This window comes from Chelatococcus sp. KU-N122 (assembly GCF_055391085.1).
The window spans coordinates 7799597-7815794 of sequence record NZ_AP043981.1 but is presented as its reverse complement, the minus strand read 5'-3'; the positions used below and the strand labels follow the sequence as shown (position 1 = coordinate 7815794).

Below are 16198 nucleotides of genomic sequence, written 5' to 3'. Positions count from 1 at the left end.
GCTCAGGCTGCCGATTTGAGCGGCGGCGGAAGTGCCTCCATCGGCGCATGGGCGACGGGCTCGGCCGGAGCGCCGGCCCACTCGCTGTGGCCCGGGATCGATTCGCCCTTCATGACGATGGTGAGCGGTCCGATGCGGGCGAAATCGCCGACCTTGGTATCGTAGAGCACAGTCGAGCCAGCACCGATGGTGACGCCGTTGCCGATCGTGACCCGGCCGACCTTCATCAGCCGATCCTCGTAGAGGTGCGTCTGCAAGGCGGCGAGGCTGTTGATGGCGACGAAGTCACCCACCTCGACGCAGTCGAACTCGGTGATGTCGGTGGTGTCCATGTAGACGCCCTTGCCGAACTTGGCGCCGAACAGCCTGAGCGTCCACGGCAGGAACGGCGTGCCGCGCAACTGGTCGAGCAGCACCTTGCCGGTCAGGCCCCAGTAGAGCACGGCGGTCGCCTCGGTGCGCAGGGACCAGAACGACCACATCGGCTTCATGGTGGGCTTGTAGGCGCCCATCATCAGCCATTTGAGGCCGATGACCACCAGCGTCATGGCCATCGAGATGGCGACGCTGAGGCCGATGAACTGCGGCGCCAGGACGGCGATGTCGCCGGCCAGGATCGCCGGCGCCAGCAGCTCGACCGCGATGGTGCCGAAGCTGATGAACAGCATTGTCGGCAGCGACAGGTTGAAGGCCTCGAACACCGCGCGGCCGAAGCGGCGCAGCTGTGACGGCTCGTAGGTCCAGTTGGCGGCGACGTCGCCGAACTTCTGGCGTACCGGCAGCTTGATCGGCGGCGAGCCGAACCAGGTATCGCCGGACGACATCGCATCGTTGGCCGGCGGCTTGGACTTGATGCCGATCAGCGCGTCGGCCGGGATGTGGGTGCCGGGCGGCACCACGGCGTCGTTGCCGACGAACACCCGGGCTTCCGTCTTGACCTTCTTCAGGATCATCCAGCCCTGGCGGATGTCCTCGTCGCCGAGCACCACCTCGTCGGCGATGAAGTTCTTCTCGCCGATCTCGACCAGGTCGTAGCGGCCCGACAGGTTGGTCGAGATCTCCGCGTCCTTGCCGATCTTGGCGCCCATCAGCCGGTACCAGCCGCGCATGTAGACGGTGGCGTAGAGCGTCGACAGGGTCTCCAGCGTCACCTCGGTGGCCAGCGAGACGATCCACTTGCGCACGTAGAACCAGCTGTGCACCGAGTAGATGCCCTCCGAGACGCGCGGCAGCACGACCCAGCGGACGGCGGCGATGAAGGCGATGGTGGCGAGCACCAGGCCGAAGGCGGTCGGCCAGGCGAGCACCGGCAGGTAGTAGAGGTAGTTGATGCCGAAGGCGCCGCTCAGGACGTCGTCCAGCCGGTCGAACAGGAAAAAGGCGGGAAAGATCGGCAGCAGACCGAGCGGCGGGATCAGCAGGCCGCCGGCGACGTAGGCGCAGTTCTGCAGCACGCGCCGGACCGGGCCGGCGGTCGGCCGCGGCGGCAGGTCGTCGTCGGCGACCGCGCCGACATGGCGGGCGGGCGAGCCGTCCCACTTCTCGAACGCGCCGATCGCGGTGCCCACGGGGACCGCCGTCAGGTCGGCGAGCTCGGCGCCTTCGCCCAGGCTGACGCCGCGGTCGAGCACGCAGGAGGTGCCGACGTAGGCATCCTTGCCGAGGCTGATCTCGCCGATGACCAGCTCGTTGCCGACCACCTCGGCGGTGGCGAACTTGGCCTTGCCGCCGACGCAGACGCCGTCGCCGATGGTGAGCAGGTCGAAGGCGCCGCACTCGATCTCGGCCAGGATGGTGTCCTTGCCGATGCGCGCGCCCAGGGCCCTGAGGTACCAGACGATCAGCGGCGAGTTCTGCATCCATTTGATGTGCGCCAGCGCCACCAGCCGCGACGTCAGCCACCAGCGGAAGTAGTAGGTGCCCCAGAGCGGGTAGCGGCCCGGTTTGGTGCGGCCGATGATCAGCCATTTGGCGGCGATGGAGATCGCCACGGTGACGATGTTGATGATGAGGTAGAGGCCGAGCAGCGCCACGATCTCGGCACCGATGCCGGACTCACCGCCGGACAGCAGCATGTAGCCGATGAAGACGCCGAGCCATTGCGCCGTCATCAACCCGATGATGAACGGCAGCGCCGCCGCCTGGGCCAGGCCGCACAAGACCCGGCGCAGCAGCGGCGGCGGCGTGAAGGAGAGGTCGCGCGGGCCGTGGCCGGATCCGGTCGCCTCCAGCTTGGCTGCCATGGCACGCAGGGTGCGAGCGCCGTAGACGTCCTGCAGGGTGATGCCGGCGTAGGCGTGGTTTTCGCGCACGGCCGAGACGAACCGGGCGGCGAGCAGCGAGTGGCCGCCGAGGTCCAGGAAGAAATCGGCATCGAAGGGGATGGCCTGGCCGGGGAAGACGCTCTTGGCGGCGGCGAGCAGGGCCGCTTCCGCCGGCGTGCGCGGCTCTTCCTCGGCCACCGCCTCGGCCGCGGTCAGCGACGCGGCCTTGAGCACCTTGCGGTCGATCTTGCCCGAGGTCAGCCGCGGCAGCGTGTCCACCACCTCGAAATGCGCCGGCACCATGTACGACGGCAGCCGGTCGCGCAGCCCCAGGCGGAGCGCCAGCCGGTCGATGGTCTCGCCGGGCTCGGGCACGAGGAAGGCCACCAGCCGGTCGAGGCCGTCGTCCTGGCGCAGCACCACGGCGACGTGGGCGACGTGCGGGAACGCCGCGAGCTTGGCTTCGATTTCGCCGAGCTCGACGCGGAAACCGCGGATCTTGACCTGGTCGTCGATGCGGCCGTGGAAGATGATGTTGCCGACCTCGTCCAGGCTGACGGCGTCGCCGGAGCGGTACAGCACCGGGTCGATCCCGGTCTGGTCCGGGAAGGGGTTGGCGACGAATTTCTGCGCGGTGAGCTCCGGCCGGCCGAGATAGCCGGCGGCGACGCCCGGGCCGCCGATGAGCAACTCGCCCTGCTGGCCGGCGGCCACCAGGTGGAGATCCTCGTCGGCGATGTAGCAGGTGTAGTTGGGGATCGGGCGGCCGATCGTCACCGGCTCGCCGGGGACGACCTCGGCCACGGTGGCGACGACCGTCGCCTCGGTGGGCCCGTAGGTGTTGAAGATGCGGCGGCCGGGCTTGGACCAGCGCCCCACCAGGGGCGCCGGCAAGGCTTCGCCGCCGAGCAGGATGATGCGCAGCGAGGGGATGTCGCGCGGCAGCATGGCGAGCAGGGTCGGCACCGTGTCGAGCACGGTGACGCCGGCCTCGGCCATCAGGTCCGGCAGGCGCTCCACGTCGCCGATCATCTCCGGCGTAGCGACGAAAAGCGTCGCGCCGACCAGATACGGCACCCAGATCTCTTCCATCGACAGGTCGAAGGCGACCGAGGCGCCCTGGAACACCACGTCGTCGGAGGCGAAGCCGTAGACGTCGTTGGCCGACCGCAGGAAGTGGCAGATGTTGCGGTGGCTGATGACGATGCCCTTGGGCGTGCCCGTCGAGCCGGAGGTGTAGATCAGATAGGCCGGGCTGTCGGCGGTCAGGCCGCGCGCACGGGGATTGGGCAGCGCGCCTGCCGGCGCGTCCGCTGCCAGCGTCGCGCTGGTCCACACGGCAACGCCGGTGTCCTTGGCGCGATCGGCCAAGGCCGCGCTGGTGAGGATGCCCTTGGCCTCCGCATCGGCGAGGCAGACGGCGATGCGCTCGACGGGCGCATCCGCGTCGAACGGCAGCCAGGCCGCGCCGGATTTGGTGATGGCGATCTGCGCCATCAGCAGCTCGACGCCACGCGCCATCCACAGCCCGACGATGTGGCCGGGGCCGACGCCCTTGGCGACGAGCCCGCGCGCGATGGCATCGGTCTCCGCCTGCACCTGGGCGTAGGTCCACACCTTGTCGCCGCTGACATAGGCGATGCGGTAGCCGCGGCCCTGCACGGTCGACTGGAAGATCTCACCCAGCACTTCGTCACGGCTCAGATCCGGGCGAACCGGACCATGCAGCACGGGCCCGGTCGGTACGGGTCGGGCGGCGCGGGGAAGGACGATAGAGGGCGCATAGGCGGCGGTGAGCGCCGAGTCGGTCGCTTGCTTCATGGTGTACGCCTCACTCGAGCTTGCTCGGCATGGCGCTCCGCAACGCGGCCGCGCCGAGGCAGCTCGGATACGTGAGTGGTCGGGAGCACTGTGCCTCGGCCACTCTGGAGCAACGACGGCCGCAGGCGCTTCCCCGGGGCCGGAGAAGTCGTCGCAACGGCAGCATCGTGGATTGCTCCGTTCGCCCCCGTCCGATGCCGCTCGCCTTTGCGGACGCGACGTCACCGGAATTCTTGCGGCAACGCCATGGATCGAGGCTGCAGACGGCACGGCCGCTGCGCCGGGATCATGGGCTCCCGTCGCGCTTCAAATGCGCCCGGATCACTGAACCGTTGATGAACAAAGCCGTCAGCAAGTCGCCGGAGGCGGCACTAAGCTCTTATATTGCATCGCAGAATCGATGGGCGGTGCGACACGATGGACGGCGCGTGTGCGCGGCGTGTGCGCGCACCTAGCGCGGCCGGCGCGCCTGTCGAGCCGTCCTTCCGGAGTAGGTCGCCCGCCCGAAGCGCACGCTCGCGCCATCCATCAAAAATGCCGATGCTCCAATTTGGGGAGGCACTCCCAAGACATGCGCTACGGGGCCTCGCTCCAGCGCAGCCGGCCCCCGGCGAAGACGAGGATCCGGCCCTGCCAGATGTCGAGCTTGGCCGCCGTCGCCGTGGGCACGCCGCCGAGCACGGCGGCGAGGGCGCGGGCGACGCCGCCGTGGGAGACGATGACGGTGTCGCGGGTCAATTGCTGCACGAAGAGGCTCACCCGCGCGGCGAGACCGGCGTAGCTTTCGCCTCCGGGTGGTGCGAACTCCCAGATGCGCGCTTGCCGCTCGCCGTGCAGACGTGGCTCCCTGGCGCGGACCTCACGCCAGGTCAGCCCCTCCCAGGCGCCGAAGGAGAGCTCCATCAGCCGGTCGTCGACGGCGTAGGCCCGGGGATCGAGCCCGATCGTGTCGCGCAACCCTTCCATGGTCGCGCGGGTCCGGCGCAGCGGGCTCGACACATAGGCGAGCCCTGCGGGCTCGGCGGCGAGCGCCTGCAGCACCCGTCCGCTGGCCTCCGCCTGGCGCCGGCCCTTGGCATTGAGCTCGGTGTCGCGCTGGCCTTGCAGCCGGCCCTCGGCGTTCCAATCGGTCTCGCCGTGGCGCACGAAATAGAGGGTCGGCCCAGCCGCCCCGGCGCCGGCCTCGGGCCCGCTCACTCCTTGCTGAGCACGATGTCGGGCGCGTCGGGGTTCTTCATGCCCACGACGTGATAGCCCGCATCCACATGGTGCACCTCACCGGTGACGCCGCGCGACATGTCGGAGAGCAGGTAGGCTGCGGCTTCGCCCACCTCGTCGGCGGTCACCGAGCGCCGCAGCGGCGAGTTGTACTCGTTCCACTTGAGGATGTAGCGGAAGTCGCCGATGCCGGAGGCGGCCAGCGTCTTCACCGGGCCGGCCGAGATGGCGTTGACGCGAATGCTCTGCGGCCCGAGGTCGGCCGCGAGGTAGCGCACGCTCGCCTCGAGCGCGGCCTTGGCGACGCCCATGACGTTGTAGTGGGGCATCCACTTCTCGGCGCCGTAGTAGGTCAGCGTCAGGATCGAGCCGCCGCCGCGCATCAGCCGCTCCGCCCGCTGCGCCACCGCCGTCAGCGAGTAGCAGGAGATCAGCATCGTGCGGGAGAAGTTCTGCTCTGTCGTCTCCAGGTAGCGCCCGGTGAGCTGGTCCTTGTCCGAGAAGGCGATGGCGTGCACCAGGAAGTCGAGCCCACCCCACAGCTTTTCGACCTCGGCGAAGACCGCGTCGATGGTCGGCCCGTCGGTAACGTCGCAATGGCCGGCGACGCTGGCGCCCAGCTCCGCCGCCAGGGGCTCCACCCGCTTCTTCAGCGCATCGCCCTGGTAGGTCAGCGCGATCTCCGCCCCATGCTGGCGCACCGCCTTGGCTATGCCCCAGGCGATCGAACGATTGTTCGCCACCCCCATGATGAGGCCGCGCTTACCGGCCATGAGGGAGGATTTGTGCGCGACGCTCTCTGCCATGATGCGACCGGGGCCTTGTGATCGTCGGAACGTACAGCCGACGCGGAGGATGCGGGCATCATTAGCTGAGGCGATGGGGGGACGGAAGCCCGCATCGGCGCTGCCCGAGCTGGCCAACCGTGTTCGCGCTTGCGCTCACGCCACCCCTTATATACCCCCGGGGCCTTCAGCCTCGTGCGAGAAGAACAGCATGCCAGCGGCCACCGCCCAACCGGCGGACCCACAGTCGGCGGGGGATGGCGATCACTCCGCCCCGGTCGCCAAGCCGGGGTTTTGGACCCTCGTCGTCGGCAGCGCCGGCGTCGTCTACGGCGACATCGGAACGAGCCCGCTCTACGCCTTCCGTGAGGCGGTGACGGCGGCGCGTGGCGGGACGGCGCCCGTGTCGGAGGCGGTGCTCGGCGTGCTGTCGCTGATTCTGTGGGCGCTCATCCTCATCGTCACGGTCAAATACGTCATCATCCTGCTGCGGGCCGACAACAACGGCGAGGGCGGCACGCTCTCGCTGATGGCCCTGGCCCAGCGGGCGCTGGGCGCGACGCGCGGGCACGTGGTGGCGGCGCTCGGCATGCTCGGCGCGGCATTGTTCTACGGCGATGCCATCATCACCCCGGCGATCTCGGTGCTGTCGGCGGTCGAGGGGGTCAAGCTGGTGACGCCGGTGCTCGACCCCTACGTGCTGCAGATCACCATCGCCATCCTGTGCGCGCTGTTCCTGGTGCAGAGCCGCGGCACGGCGCTGGTCGCCGCGTTCTTCGGCCCGGTCATGCTGCTGTGGTTCGCCGTGCTCGCCTTCGGCGGGCTGATCCACATCGCGGATGAGCCGGGCGTCTTCGCCGCCTTCGACCCGCGCCACGCGGTGTCGTTCCTCCTCGCCAACGGGCACATCGGCCTGCTCACGCTCGGCGCCGTCTTCCTGGCCGTGACCGGCGCGGAAGCGCTCTATGCCGACCTCGGCCATTTCGGCCGCGGCCCGATCCAATTCACCTGGCTCGTGGTGGCGCTGCCGTCGCTGGCGCTCAACTACCTCGGCCAGGGCGCGCTCATCCTGGCCCACCCGGACCGGCTGGAGAATCCGTTCTTCTTTCTCTATCCGGCCTGGGCGCTGGTGCCCGTCGTGGTGCTGGCGACGGTGGCGACCGTCATCGCCAGCCAGGCGGTGATCACCGGCGCCTTCTCGCTCAGCCGCCAGGCCATCCAGCTCGGCCTGCTGCCGCGGCTCGAGATCCGCTACACGTCGGAGGCGCACGCCGGGCAGATCTACCTGCCGCGCATCAACTTCCTGCTGCTCGTCGGCGTTCTGCTCGCGGTCGTCATGTTCCGCTCGTCAAGCGCGCTGGCCTCCGCCTACGGCATCGCCGTGACCGGCACCATGGTGGTGACGGCGCTCATGGCCTTCGTCGTCATCTGGAAGATCTGGCGCTGGCCGATGTGGGCCGCGGCGCTCGTCGTGGCGCCGTTCCTCGTCATCGACACCACGTTCCTGTTCGCCAATCTGCTCAAGGTGTTCGAGGGCGGCCTGTTCCCGATCATGCTGGGCGGCGCGATCATGCTGCTGATGATCAGCTGGCGGCGCGGCACGCGCATGGTGCTGCAGAAGACCCGCCGCACGGAAATGCCGATCGCCGAGCTGCTCGACGTGCTGGCCAAGAGCAACCCGCACCGCGTGCGCGGCACGGCGGTCTTCCTCACCAGCGACCCGGCCTTCGCGCCGACGGCGCTCCTGCACAATCTCAAGCACAACAAGGTGATGCACGAGAAGAACGTCATCCTGACGGTGACCACGGACGACCGCCCGCGCGTGCCCGACGCGGAGCGCGTCTCCATCGAGCCGATCAGGGATGGCTTCAGCCGCGTGCGCATGGCCTTTGGCTATGCGGAAACGCCCAACGTGCCGCGGGGGCTCGCCATCGCCCGCAGCCTCGGATGGCGCTACGATATCATGGCGACGTCGTTCTTCGTCTCGCGCCGCTCGCTCAAGGCGGGGCCGACCACGAAGATGCCCCTGTGGCAGACGCGGATCTTCCTGCTGCTCGCCCGCAACGCGAGCGATGCCACCGACTTCTTCCAGATTCCCACCGGCCGCGTGGTCGAGGTGGGGACACAGGTCACGATCTGAGCGCTGCCGTCCGAACGGCGTCGGATTGCCAAAAATTTGCCAAAGCACCTAGAGTGGCAGCTCCGATGGAAGCGGAACTGCCACTCTAGCTCTTTGTTTCAGCATCGGAATTATCCCAAAACCGGCGTCCACTTTTGGGTCCGATGCTCTAGATGGTGTGGCATGAGCACGATGAACATCTCGCTGCCGGACGCGCTCAAATCGTTTGTGGATGAGCAGGCCGCCAGCCGCGGCTACAGCACCAGCAGCGAGTATGTGCGCGAACTGATCCGCAGAGATCAGGAGCGTCAGGATCTGCGCAAGCTGCTCCTCGACGGCGCGTCGTCGTTGCCGACGCCCCCAGCCGATGCGGCCTATTTCGACGGCTTGCGCGACCGTGTGCGCAGCCGCAACTCGGAATGAGATCAAAGCCGCTCATCCCACGCGAGCAGGCCCGCCACGACGTCGAAGCTGCGCTCGATTCCTACGCACAGGATGCCGGCCGCGCACCGCCTTGGATTTCGTCGACATGGTCGAACAGGCCTTTCTCGCTATCGCCGGCAATCCGGCCGCAGGCTCGCCGAGGTTCGCCCGTGAGCTGAACCTGGAGGGCCTCCGCAGCCGATCGCTGAAGCGGTTTCCTTCCCTCGTCTTTTATGTCGAGCGCGACGATCACATCGATGTATGGCGGGTGCTCCACGCCCGTCGGGATGTTCCGGCGTCACTTCAGGACCCGGAGCCCATAGGCGCCTGACCTGCGAGGGCGCCAGCGGCGCACGCAGGCGATCGAAAGCCGGCAAGTCCCGCATGTGCCGCAGCGCACGCCGCTGCTTTCCCGCTTGCGCCACGGTGCGTGGGTGATCGGCGCCCGTCGCCCACTTGACCGTGTGGCGGCAACGGGAACGTTCGGTCTCGGGCGCCGGACGCGATGACTTCGCCAAGGCTCCGATGTTGCGCTGCAGTATTTGTCGACCGCGTCGGAGGTTCTCTGAAACATCCGTTAATCATTTGTTATCCAACGCGGGCGACATGCGGCAGCTATGGCCAGCTCGCCTCGAAATTTACTCAATCAGGCCTTTTGAACGGCCGGATTCAACGCCACGTTATAAGGCCGCTCCGGGCAGACGCGCCGGTGCGCGAGGCGACAGAGGAAGGATTGTATTCGCCATGACGACCCCCAAGACGACTTGGTTGACGGAGACTGCGCCCAACGCCGGTCCCCGTCGACGCGACCGCTCCGGCCTGACCTTCCGCGCCATCGGCATTCCCGCCGTGGCCGGTGCCCTGACGGCGTCCGCCAAGAGCGCGGGCGCGCGGCCGATGGCGCCAAGCGATGTCGGCCATCCTCACGATGAGCAGGCGGACGAAGACCGGGTGGCCGGCCGGGGCGCGCACGACTGATCGGCGCGCGCGGCGGCTTCAATCGCCGGTGAGGAAGTAGTGCCAGGTGCCGTCCGGACCGATGCCGAGGCGCCATGAGCTGTAGCGGCCCGTGGCGAGAGATGCCTTGAATTCGGCGGCGCGCAGGATGCGGTACACCTCGACGCGCTGCTCGGCGTCGAGCTTGTCGAGCGGGTAGGCCGCAAACCAGGGCCAGACGTACATCTCCTCGGCCGTGCCCGGCTTCAGGTGGACATAGGGCGCCTCGATCACATCGAGCAGAATTCCCATGGTCTCACGGCCATCGCCGTCGCCGGAGCGCGTCTTGAGCCCGGCGATCGGGTCGCCGGTCTGGCCCTTGCTGAGCAGCGGCGGCATCTCGTTGCGCTCCAGCGCCAGCCGAAGCTTCTCGGCATCCCCGCTCTTGGCCGCCTCGATGATCGCCTCGCGCATGCGGGCGACCAGCGGAGGTAGCTTGGACGCATCGGATTGGACCTCGGGCAGCGGCTGCCCGGTCGCTTTGGCGGGCGCGTCGACGGCGCGCGCCGGCTTGGCGGCGGATGGGGCGGCCTTGGACGATGAGGCCGTCTCGCCCGAAGCGGCTTGGGCCGGAGCGCTTTGGGCCGACGCCGGCGCAGATCCGGCGAACGCCAGGAGGGTGGCCAGCAGGATGGCAGATCGGGCGGACGCCCGGCTTCCGCTGCGCCGCCCCGGCAGATGATCAAGGAATGATGGCCGCTGCGGGCCAAGGGCCGGCACCGCCCTAAGCGAGCGCTCGAGCCCCCGCGTCAGTGCCGCGGCCCGGTGGAGAAGCCGCCCCCGCGCAGGCGCTCGGGCAGCGTCTCGGCAAAGCGGGCGACCGCCTCTTCGCCGTAGGCGTAGACGAGCTCGCGAAACGCCGTGAACAACGCCGCATGCGCCACACAATCGCCATCCAGCCCATCGAGCTGTGCCTCGGCGAAGGCCTCGGACAGATACGTCAGCGCCGCCCGCTTCTCGTCGGTCGATTCCATCAGATCATAAGAAAGCTGATTGTCGTTCATGGTCCGCGCCTGGCCCGACGAAACTGGGTCGCCCGCTTAGAATAGCGCCTAGCCCGAGGGGCGCTATGCGGTTCTTGCCGAAGAGTTAATCCAGGCGCAAAGGCTTGGCAAACGCGGCCGGCGGCTGCCGGCCGCGGGGCTGGCGCCGGGCGGTGTCGACCGAGCCTGCCGTTTCAGCCGCCGTAGCGCGAGGCGATGGAGCGCTGCAGCGTCTGTCCTTCCGTCAGATAACGTTCGATAGCCTTGCCGGCCGAAGGCGTACACTGGCGATAGGTGAGGGCGAAACCTTGAAAGCCCTTGTTGAAGGCGCCGGCGAGCCGGTCCCGGCGCTCCTGGGTCTGAGCCTCGACGTCGACCAGATTTTTCATGCGGGTGCGCCACTCGGCCGCATCCGGCGCCTTGCACAGGGCGCGCAGGAAGGCCAATGACCCCATCACCTCGGCGAGTCGCGTCAGATCGCGATCGTAGGGAACCTGCGGTTCCTTCGTCTCCTGTGGCTTGACGTCGCCCGGCTTGCTCTCCGTGGGCTTGGTGTCGGCGGGCTTGGCCTCCGTGGGCTTGGCGGCGGTCGCCTTCGGGTCGGTCCGGGTGGTCCGCGGGCTCGACTGGCCGCTCCCGGACCGCTGCTGCGCCAGGGCGACGGGCGGCACGGCCAGCATGAGCGCGGCTGCCAGAAGCACCTTGATCACGCCACCAGCTCCACGGCGCGGGCGGCGATCTCGGCCAGCCGGTCGGTGGTGGGGAGCGCGGCAATCTCAGCCGGTGTCGCCCAGGCGACCTCGGCGGCCTCCGCGCTGGTGACGGGCTCGCCGTCCCGCCAGCGGGCGGCGAAGGCGACGATGACGAAGTGCCGCCGCACCCGGCTGCCGCCCGGGCCGGCCGCATCCCATTCGATGTGCTCGACATGGCCGGCGACACCGCCGATCTCGGCACCGATGCCGACCTCCTCCATGAGCTCGCGCAGGGCCGCGTCGGCCAGGTGCTCGCCCACCTCGACCAGGCCGCCGGGCAGGCTCCACACCTGGGCCATGGGCGGACGGGCGCGCCGGGCGATGAGCACGCGGCCGTGGCGGACCACGGCGCAGCTTGCCGCCAGGATAGGCCGTGCCGGGTAGAGCCGGTCGTCGGCGGCCGCGGCTGGCGCGGCAGGCTGCGGCGCCGCCGGCATCACACGTGCTGGCCGCCGTTGATGTGGATCTCGGCGCCGTTCACGTACGAGCTCGCCTCGGTGCAGAGGAAATAGATCGCCTTTGCCACCTCGTCGGGCTGGCCCAGCCGGCGCAGCGGGATCTGGCCGATCATCTTCTCGGTGCCGGGCGACAGGATCGAGGTATCGATCTCGCCGGGCGAGATGGCGTTGACACGCACCCCGAGCGGGCCGAAGTCCGCCGCCATCTCGCGGGTGAGCGAGGCCAGAGCCGCCTTGGAGGTGGCATAGGCGGCGCCGGCAAAAGGGTGCACGCGCGAGCCGGCGATCGAGCTGACGTTGACGACGGAGCCCTTGACGCGGACCAGTTCGTCGACGAGGCCGCGCGCCAGCATGATCGGCGCGAAAAAGTTCACCTGGAACACGTGCTGCCAATCGGCGAGCGGGGTGTCGATGGTGTTGAGCCGCGCCCCGCCCGCTCCCTTGGGCGAAATGCCGGCGTTGTTGACCAGCGCGTTGAGACCGCCTTCCGTGGCCAGGCGCTGCTTGATCTCGGCTATGGCGGTGGTGGTGCTCGCCGGATCGCTGAGGTCCACCTGGATGTGGTCCTCCGGCCCCATGTCCCACGGACATTCCTCCGGGAAGGCATGGCGCGAGCAGGTGATGACGCGAAAGCCTGCTGCCGAGAACCGCTTCACCGTCGCATGGCCGATGCCGCGGCTGGCCCCGGTCAGCAGCAGCACGCGGCGGGTGGAATTGGATGAGGTCGACACGGATCGAAAATCCTCGGACGGCTAGGGTGGCGAAGCCGAAATTCGCATCACCTCGGGGGCGGCGCTGGGGGCGATCCCCGAATTCCTCAGCCACGCCGGCAATTCGATGATTCCAGCGTGGTTTAACGGACTTGAAGCTCCCGAACGCGGAGGCGACGTGGGAGCAGGAGCTTCAAATCCACCACGCCGGGGACCCTACGCCACGAGCGCCGCAGCGTCCATGCGCACGGCACCGCAGGTGGTTGTCGGATCAGCGGGCCTGCGATCCGTCAGGGAAACAGCCGTTGACGCGCCCACGGCGCATCCGGCGCGGCGCGCGAGAAGGCGACACGGTCGTGCAAGCGGAACGGTCGGTCGTGCCAGAACTCGATGCTCGCGGGCAGCAACCGGTAGCCGCTCCAGTGCGGCGGGCGCGGCACGTCGCCGCCCTCGGGGAAGCGGCGCTCCATCTCCGCGACGCGCCGGACCAGCGTTTCGCGGGAATCGAGCGGCTGCGACTGGTCGCTCGCCCACGCGGCGATGCGGCTGCCCCACGGCCGCGTGGCGTAATAAGCGTCGGCTTCCGCGTCGCTGACACGCTCGACGGGGCCGCGCACCCGCACCTGGCGTCGGAGCGACTTCCAGTGGAAGGCAAGGGCCGCCTTGCCGCCGCCGTCGAGCTCGCGGCCCTTGACGCTCAGCGTATTGGTGAAGAACGAGAAGCCGCGCGCGTCGACCGCCTTCAGCAGCACGATGCGCACGTTGGGCAGGCCATCGGCATCGACCGTGGCCAACGCCATGGCGTTGGCATCGTTGATCTCGCTCGCAGCAGCTTCCGCGAACCAGGCGGCGAACAGCGCCAGCGGGTCCTCGGCAAGTGTGAAGTCACCTGACGTTAACCGGTCCACAGCAATGTCCCTGTCGTCGGATGGAGACGGAGACCACGCGAGTGCAGCTTGTCGCGCGGCGGCAGAGATATAGATCGTCCTGCGCCGCGCGCGAAGGGGCAAGACGCGCCGCGTCGGTGCTGGCCTGCGTGCTGGTCGCCGGCCTCACCGGCGGTTGCGCCCTGTCGTTCCCCATCATGCCGCTGGCCAGCGACGATATGCCGACCGGCTCGATCAAGCCTGCGGTGGACCCGTCGCCGCTGTCGCCGCGGCTGACGGCCGAGGATTGGCGCCGGGCCAAGAGCTCTCTGGCGGTGGCGCTCGACCCGGTCGGCAACGGCTCGCGGGCCGTCTGGGACAACCCGGCCACCGGTCTTTCCGGTTCGTTCACGCCCGCGGGCGCCCCTTACGTCAAGGCCGACCAGGTCTGTCGTGCCTTCCAGGCCGAGCTCGCCGGCGGTGGCGACGATGACGCCCTGGAAGGCGTCGCCTGCCGCATTTCGGCCGAGGAGTGGACGCTCAAGTCGGTGAAGCCGCGCAAGGCTTGAACAGCGTCAACGCGGCTCGACCGGCGCTCGCCGTGCTTTCGCTTGATGCGCCGCCTGCGCGGCCCGGACGCGGGAGCGCGCGTCCGGTCGCCCTGACCTGGCGCGATGCATGGCTCACGACGCGCTCGCGCCCCAGTTCCCGCAGCCACCATCATCGAGGCGGTGCAGGCAAGGCGTCAGGCCGCGGGTGGTGCCATGCCGCAGCGCACGCCGATCAAATGCTTTCCGGCCAGAAGATCTATGCGGGAAAGCCCGTCTACGCGACTATGTTTGATAAGGCGCCCAAATTCACGGGCGACTGCATGTTCTATTGGACCGGTCCAAGCAGTTGATGGTGGTTGTCGGGTCGAGGATCGGCGCCGAAGGGCTGAATAGGGATATCTGTGGTAAGAGCGCCCGGCCTTGCGCTGCCGGGAATGGCGCGCACATCGCCGATTTTTCGCCTACACATAGATCGGACAGCCGCGGAATCGGGTGGGACGGAGCGTTGCAGAAACGCAACAGATCGCCCATATGCATCCGGCCGCCGTTCGCCCCGGCGGAATGAGGAGCCTTTCGACAATGCGTGACCCTTACGAGGTGCTTGGCGTCTCGCGGCAAGCGAGCAGCGACGAGGTGAAGAAGGCCTTCCGCAAGCAGGCCAAGACCTGGCACCCGGACACGAACAAGGATCCCAAGGCGAAGGAGCGCTTCGCCGAGATCAACGCGGCCTATGAGGTCATCGGCGACACGGAGAAGCGTGGCCAGTTCGACCGTGGCGAGATCGACGCGGAGGGCAAGCCGCGCTTCCAGGGCTTCGAGGGATTTCGGCCGGGCGGCGGCGGGGGGGCTGGCGCCGGCGGCTTCGAAGGGTTCGCGTTCAACTTCGGCCGCGGCGCGCGGGTCGATCCGGCGGACATCTTCGGCGACGTGTTCGGCGACGCGGGAGGCGGCACCCGTACCGGGCGGCGCACGCGGGCAGCCCCACGAGGCGCCGACGTGGAGGCCGAGATCACGATCAGCCTGAAGGAAGCGGTCCAGGGCGGTCATCGCCGCCTGGTGCTGCCGAACGGCCGTGAGGTGGAGATGACGGTCCCGGTCGGCGTGACCGACGGCAAGGTCATGCGGCTGAAGGGGCTCGGCGAGCCGAGCCCCTTCGGGGGCGAGCACGGCGATGCCCACCTCACCATCCGCATCGCGCCGCACGAGCACTTCACCGTCGACGGCAAGGTGCTGCGGGCCAGGCTGCCGGTGGCCCTGGAGGATGCCGTGCTCGGCGGCAAGGTGCGCGTGCCGACGCTCGACGGCGAGGTCGAGATGACCATCCCGCCGACGACCAACAGCGGCCGCAGCCTGCGGCTGCGCGGCAAGGGCCTGCCGGCCAAGGACGGCCCCGGCGACCTGATCGTGACCGTGGAAATCATGCTGCCGCCGGGCCCCGATCCGGAGCTTGAGGAACTGATGCGCAAGCGCCGCGCCGCAAAGGCCTGAAGGCCGGTCCCAGCCTGGCCGATGGCGGCAGGCTCGGGCCGCCCATCGGGGAGCGCGCCTGGCTACCAGGCGCCTCCGCCCGCGCTGCTGGCTGAGGTCGCCGACGGCGCTTCGCGGTCGGCGAGCAGCCGCTTCTTGCGGAACAGGCTCCAGGCCTTCGCCAGACGCTCGGCGAACGTGTCATAGCCCTCGTGCGCGAGGACGACCTTTGGCCACCGATGGCCATAGATGTGAAGCGTCAGGTACAGCTTGCGGCTGCCGATGAACTGGCCCCATCGCAGCTTGTCGCCTTCGCGGAACTCCAGCCTGATCTTGCCGCGGCCGTCGATCTTGAAATCCATCGGCCCCGCGAACGGCGTCTGGTCGATCGACGGCTCCGCCAGGACCGGCCAGGGCGACCGCCACGCCACCGTGTAGTGCGAGACGTAGATCGGAAACGGGCTCAGGTTCATCACGGTGATTTCGTCAGGCTCGTTTTCGAGGATGGTCAGCGACGCGTCCGCGACGAGCCGCAGCCGATCCCTGATGAATGCCTCCCACACCTTGAGCATCGCCAGTCCAGCCGAGAGCAGGAATCCAAGCGATGCGAGCCATGGCGTCAGCTCGATCATGCAAAGCCTCCCCTTGCCAACATGTCATCTTGGCGGTGTTCAGGTTTACGTTGGGTAAGGAAAGTTGGTTGACGGGATATGACTTGCGTCGGGCGTCACGTGCGGCCTGTCGTGCGTCTCGCCTGGCTCGTTCGGCGAAATCGTCCTACAACG

At 68.7% G+C, this 16198-nt stretch carries 15 protein-coding genes and 1 pseudogene; 6 read left to right on the top strand and 10 right to left on the bottom strand.

All coding sequences use genetic code 11. The annotated features are described in order from the left end of the window. Nucleotides 1–2 precede the first annotated feature (2 nt). From ACZ5PO_RS35265 to fabI, 3 genes are all read right to left on the bottom strand, one after another. Complete coding sequence (locus ACZ5PO_RS35265) at nt 3–4085, bottom strand: Pls/PosA family non-ribosomal peptide synthetase (protein ID WP_464187387.1); 4083 nt, start codon at nt 4083–4085, stop codon at nt 3–5. A gap of 576 nt (nt 4086–4661) precedes the next feature. Beyond that, entirely contained in the window at nt 4662–5282 is a 621-nt protein-coding gene (locus ACZ5PO_RS35260) for a histidine phosphatase family protein (protein WP_464187386.1), read from the bottom strand. Beyond that, entirely contained in the window at nt 5279–6109 is an 831-nt protein-coding gene (fabI, locus tag ACZ5PO_RS35255; protein ID WP_464187385.1) for an enoyl-ACP reductase FabI, read from the bottom strand. Before fabI ends, ACZ5PO_RS35260 begins: the two co-directional genes overlap by 4 nt. Before the next feature lie 190 nt (nt 6110–6299). On the opposite strand from fabI, the gene ACZ5PO_RS35250 reads away from it, so the two are divergent. From ACZ5PO_RS35250 to ACZ5PO_RS35235, 4 genes and pseudogenes are all read left to right on the top strand, one after another. Continuing rightward, complete coding sequence (locus tag ACZ5PO_RS35250; RefSeq protein WP_464187384.1) at nt 6300–8228, top strand: potassium transporter Kup; 1929 nt, start codon at nt 6300–6302, stop codon at nt 8226–8228. A gap of 162 nt (nt 8229–8390) precedes the next feature. Beyond that, nucleotides 8391–8630: a ribbon-helix-helix domain-containing protein gene (locus tag ACZ5PO_RS35245; protein ID WP_464187383.1), complete on the top strand. Its 240-nt coding sequence runs from the start codon at nt 8391–8393 to the stop codon at nt 8628–8630. Beyond that, nucleotides 8627–8961 (top strand): annotated as a pseudogene (locus ACZ5PO_RS35240) (type II toxin-antitoxin system RelE/ParE family toxin). Before ACZ5PO_RS35245 ends, ACZ5PO_RS35240 begins: the two are co-directional and overlap by 4 nt. Before the next feature lie 413 nt (nt 8962–9374). Further along, nucleotides 9375–9608: a hypothetical protein gene (locus tag ACZ5PO_RS35235; protein WP_464187382.1), complete on the top strand. Its 234-nt coding sequence runs from the start codon at nt 9375–9377 to the stop codon at nt 9606–9608. A gap of 18 nt (nt 9609–9626) precedes the next feature. Here the strand turns inward: ACZ5PO_RS35235 and ACZ5PO_RS35230 are convergent, their stop codons facing one another. From ACZ5PO_RS35230 to pdxH, 6 genes are all read right to left on the bottom strand, one after another. Next, nucleotides 9627–10040 carry a hypothetical protein gene (locus tag ACZ5PO_RS35230; RefSeq protein ID WP_464187381.1) on the bottom strand — a complete coding sequence of 138 codons (414 nt, stop codon included), beginning with the start codon at nt 10038–10040 and terminating at the stop codon, nt 9627–9629. Between the two features lie 335 nt (nt 10041–10375). Then, nucleotides 10376–10630, bottom strand: a complete 255-nt coding sequence (locus tag ACZ5PO_RS35225) for a hypothetical protein (protein WP_464187380.1) — start codon at nt 10628–10630, stop codon at nt 10376–10378. A gap of 173 nt (nt 10631–10803) precedes the next feature. After that, nucleotides 10804–11319: a TIGR02301 family protein gene (locus ACZ5PO_RS35220; protein ID WP_464187378.1), complete on the bottom strand. Its 516-nt coding sequence runs from the start codon at nt 11317–11319 to the stop codon at nt 10804–10806. Further along, nucleotides 11316–11798: an NUDIX hydrolase gene (locus tag ACZ5PO_RS35215; RefSeq protein ID WP_464187377.1), complete on the bottom strand. Its 483-nt coding sequence runs from the start codon at nt 11796–11798 to the stop codon at nt 11316–11318. The genes ACZ5PO_RS35220 and ACZ5PO_RS35215 overlap by 4 nt, the downstream gene beginning before the upstream one ends. Next, nucleotides 11798–12550 carry an SDR family NAD(P)-dependent oxidoreductase gene (locus ACZ5PO_RS35210; RefSeq protein ID WP_464187376.1) on the bottom strand — a complete coding sequence of 251 codons (753 nt, stop codon included), beginning with the start codon at nt 12548–12550 and terminating at the stop codon, nt 11798–11800. Before ACZ5PO_RS35210 ends, ACZ5PO_RS35215 begins: the two co-directional genes overlap by 1 nt. Nucleotides 12551–12819: 269 nt before the next feature. Next, nucleotides 12820–13443, bottom strand: coding sequence for a pyridoxamine 5'-phosphate oxidase (gene pdxH / locus ACZ5PO_RS35205; protein ID WP_464197160.1), 624 nt, complete (start codon nt 13441–13443; stop codon nt 12820–12822). Between the two features lie 35 nt (nt 13444–13478). Here pdxH and ACZ5PO_RS35200 point away from each other — a divergent pair, with 35 nt between their 5' ends. Together ACZ5PO_RS35200 and ACZ5PO_RS35195 are read left to right on the top strand one after the other, a co-directional pair. Further along, the gene (locus tag ACZ5PO_RS35200; protein ID WP_464187375.1) at nt 13479–13964 is read left to right on the top strand and encodes an RT0821/Lpp0805 family surface protein; all 486 of its coding nucleotides are present in this window, start codon (nt 13479–13481) and stop codon (nt 13962–13964) included. Nucleotides 13965–14525: 561 nt separating this feature from the next. Then, complete coding sequence (locus ACZ5PO_RS35195; RefSeq protein WP_464187374.1) at nt 14526–15434, top strand: DnaJ C-terminal domain-containing protein; 909 nt, start codon at nt 14526–14528, stop codon at nt 15432–15434. A gap of 62 nt (nt 15435–15496) precedes the next feature. Here ACZ5PO_RS35195 and ACZ5PO_RS35190 read toward each other — a convergent pair whose 3' ends face one another. Next, on the bottom strand, nt 15497–16045 hold the full coding sequence (locus ACZ5PO_RS35190) for a hypothetical protein (protein WP_464187373.1): 549 nt from the start codon (nt 16043–16045) through the stop codon (nt 15497–15499). Nucleotides 16046–16198 lie beyond the last annotated feature (153 nt).

What these genes read in the sequence shown, in the direction of transcription:
- ACZ5PO_RS35190 (WP_464187373.1), bottom strand. Translation starts at nt 16,045, where the DNA reads ATGATCGAGCTGACGCCATGGCTCGCATCGCTTGGATTCCTGCTCTCG.
- ACZ5PO_RS35215 (WP_464187377.1), bottom strand. Translation starts at nt 11,798, where the DNA reads ATGCCGGCGGCGCCGCAGCCTGCCGCGCCAGCCGCGGCCGCCGACGAC.
- ACZ5PO_RS35245 (WP_464187383.1), top strand. Translation starts at nt 8,391, where the DNA reads ATGAGCACGATGAACATCTCGCTGCCGGACGCGCTCAAATCGTTTGTG.
- ACZ5PO_RS35230 (WP_464187381.1), bottom strand. Translation starts at nt 10,040, where the DNA reads ATGCGCGAGGCGATCATCGAGGCGGCCAAGAGCGGGGATGCCGAGAAG.
- ACZ5PO_RS35250 (WP_464187384.1), top strand. Translation starts at nt 6,300, where the DNA reads ATGCCAGCGGCCACCGCCCAACCGGCGGACCCACAGTCGGCGGGGGAT.
- ACZ5PO_RS35235 (WP_464187382.1), top strand. Translation starts at nt 9,375, where the DNA reads ATGACGACCCCCAAGACGACTTGGTTGACGGAGACTGCGCCCAACGCC.
- fabI (WP_464187385.1), bottom strand. Translation starts at nt 6,109, where the DNA reads ATGGCAGAGAGCGTCGCGCACAAATCCTCCCTCATGGCCGGTAAGCGC.
- ACZ5PO_RS35225 (WP_464187380.1), bottom strand. Translation starts at nt 10,630, where the DNA reads ATGAACGACAATCAGCTTTCTTATGATCTGATGGAATCGACCGACGAG.
- ACZ5PO_RS35265 (WP_464187387.1), bottom strand. Translation starts at nt 4,085, where the DNA reads ATGAAGCAAGCGACCGACTCGGCGCTCACCGCCGCCTATGCGCCCTCT.
- ACZ5PO_RS35195 (WP_464187374.1), top strand. Translation starts at nt 14,526, where the DNA reads ATGCGTGACCCTTACGAGGTGCTTGGCGTCTCGCGGCAAGCGAGCAGC.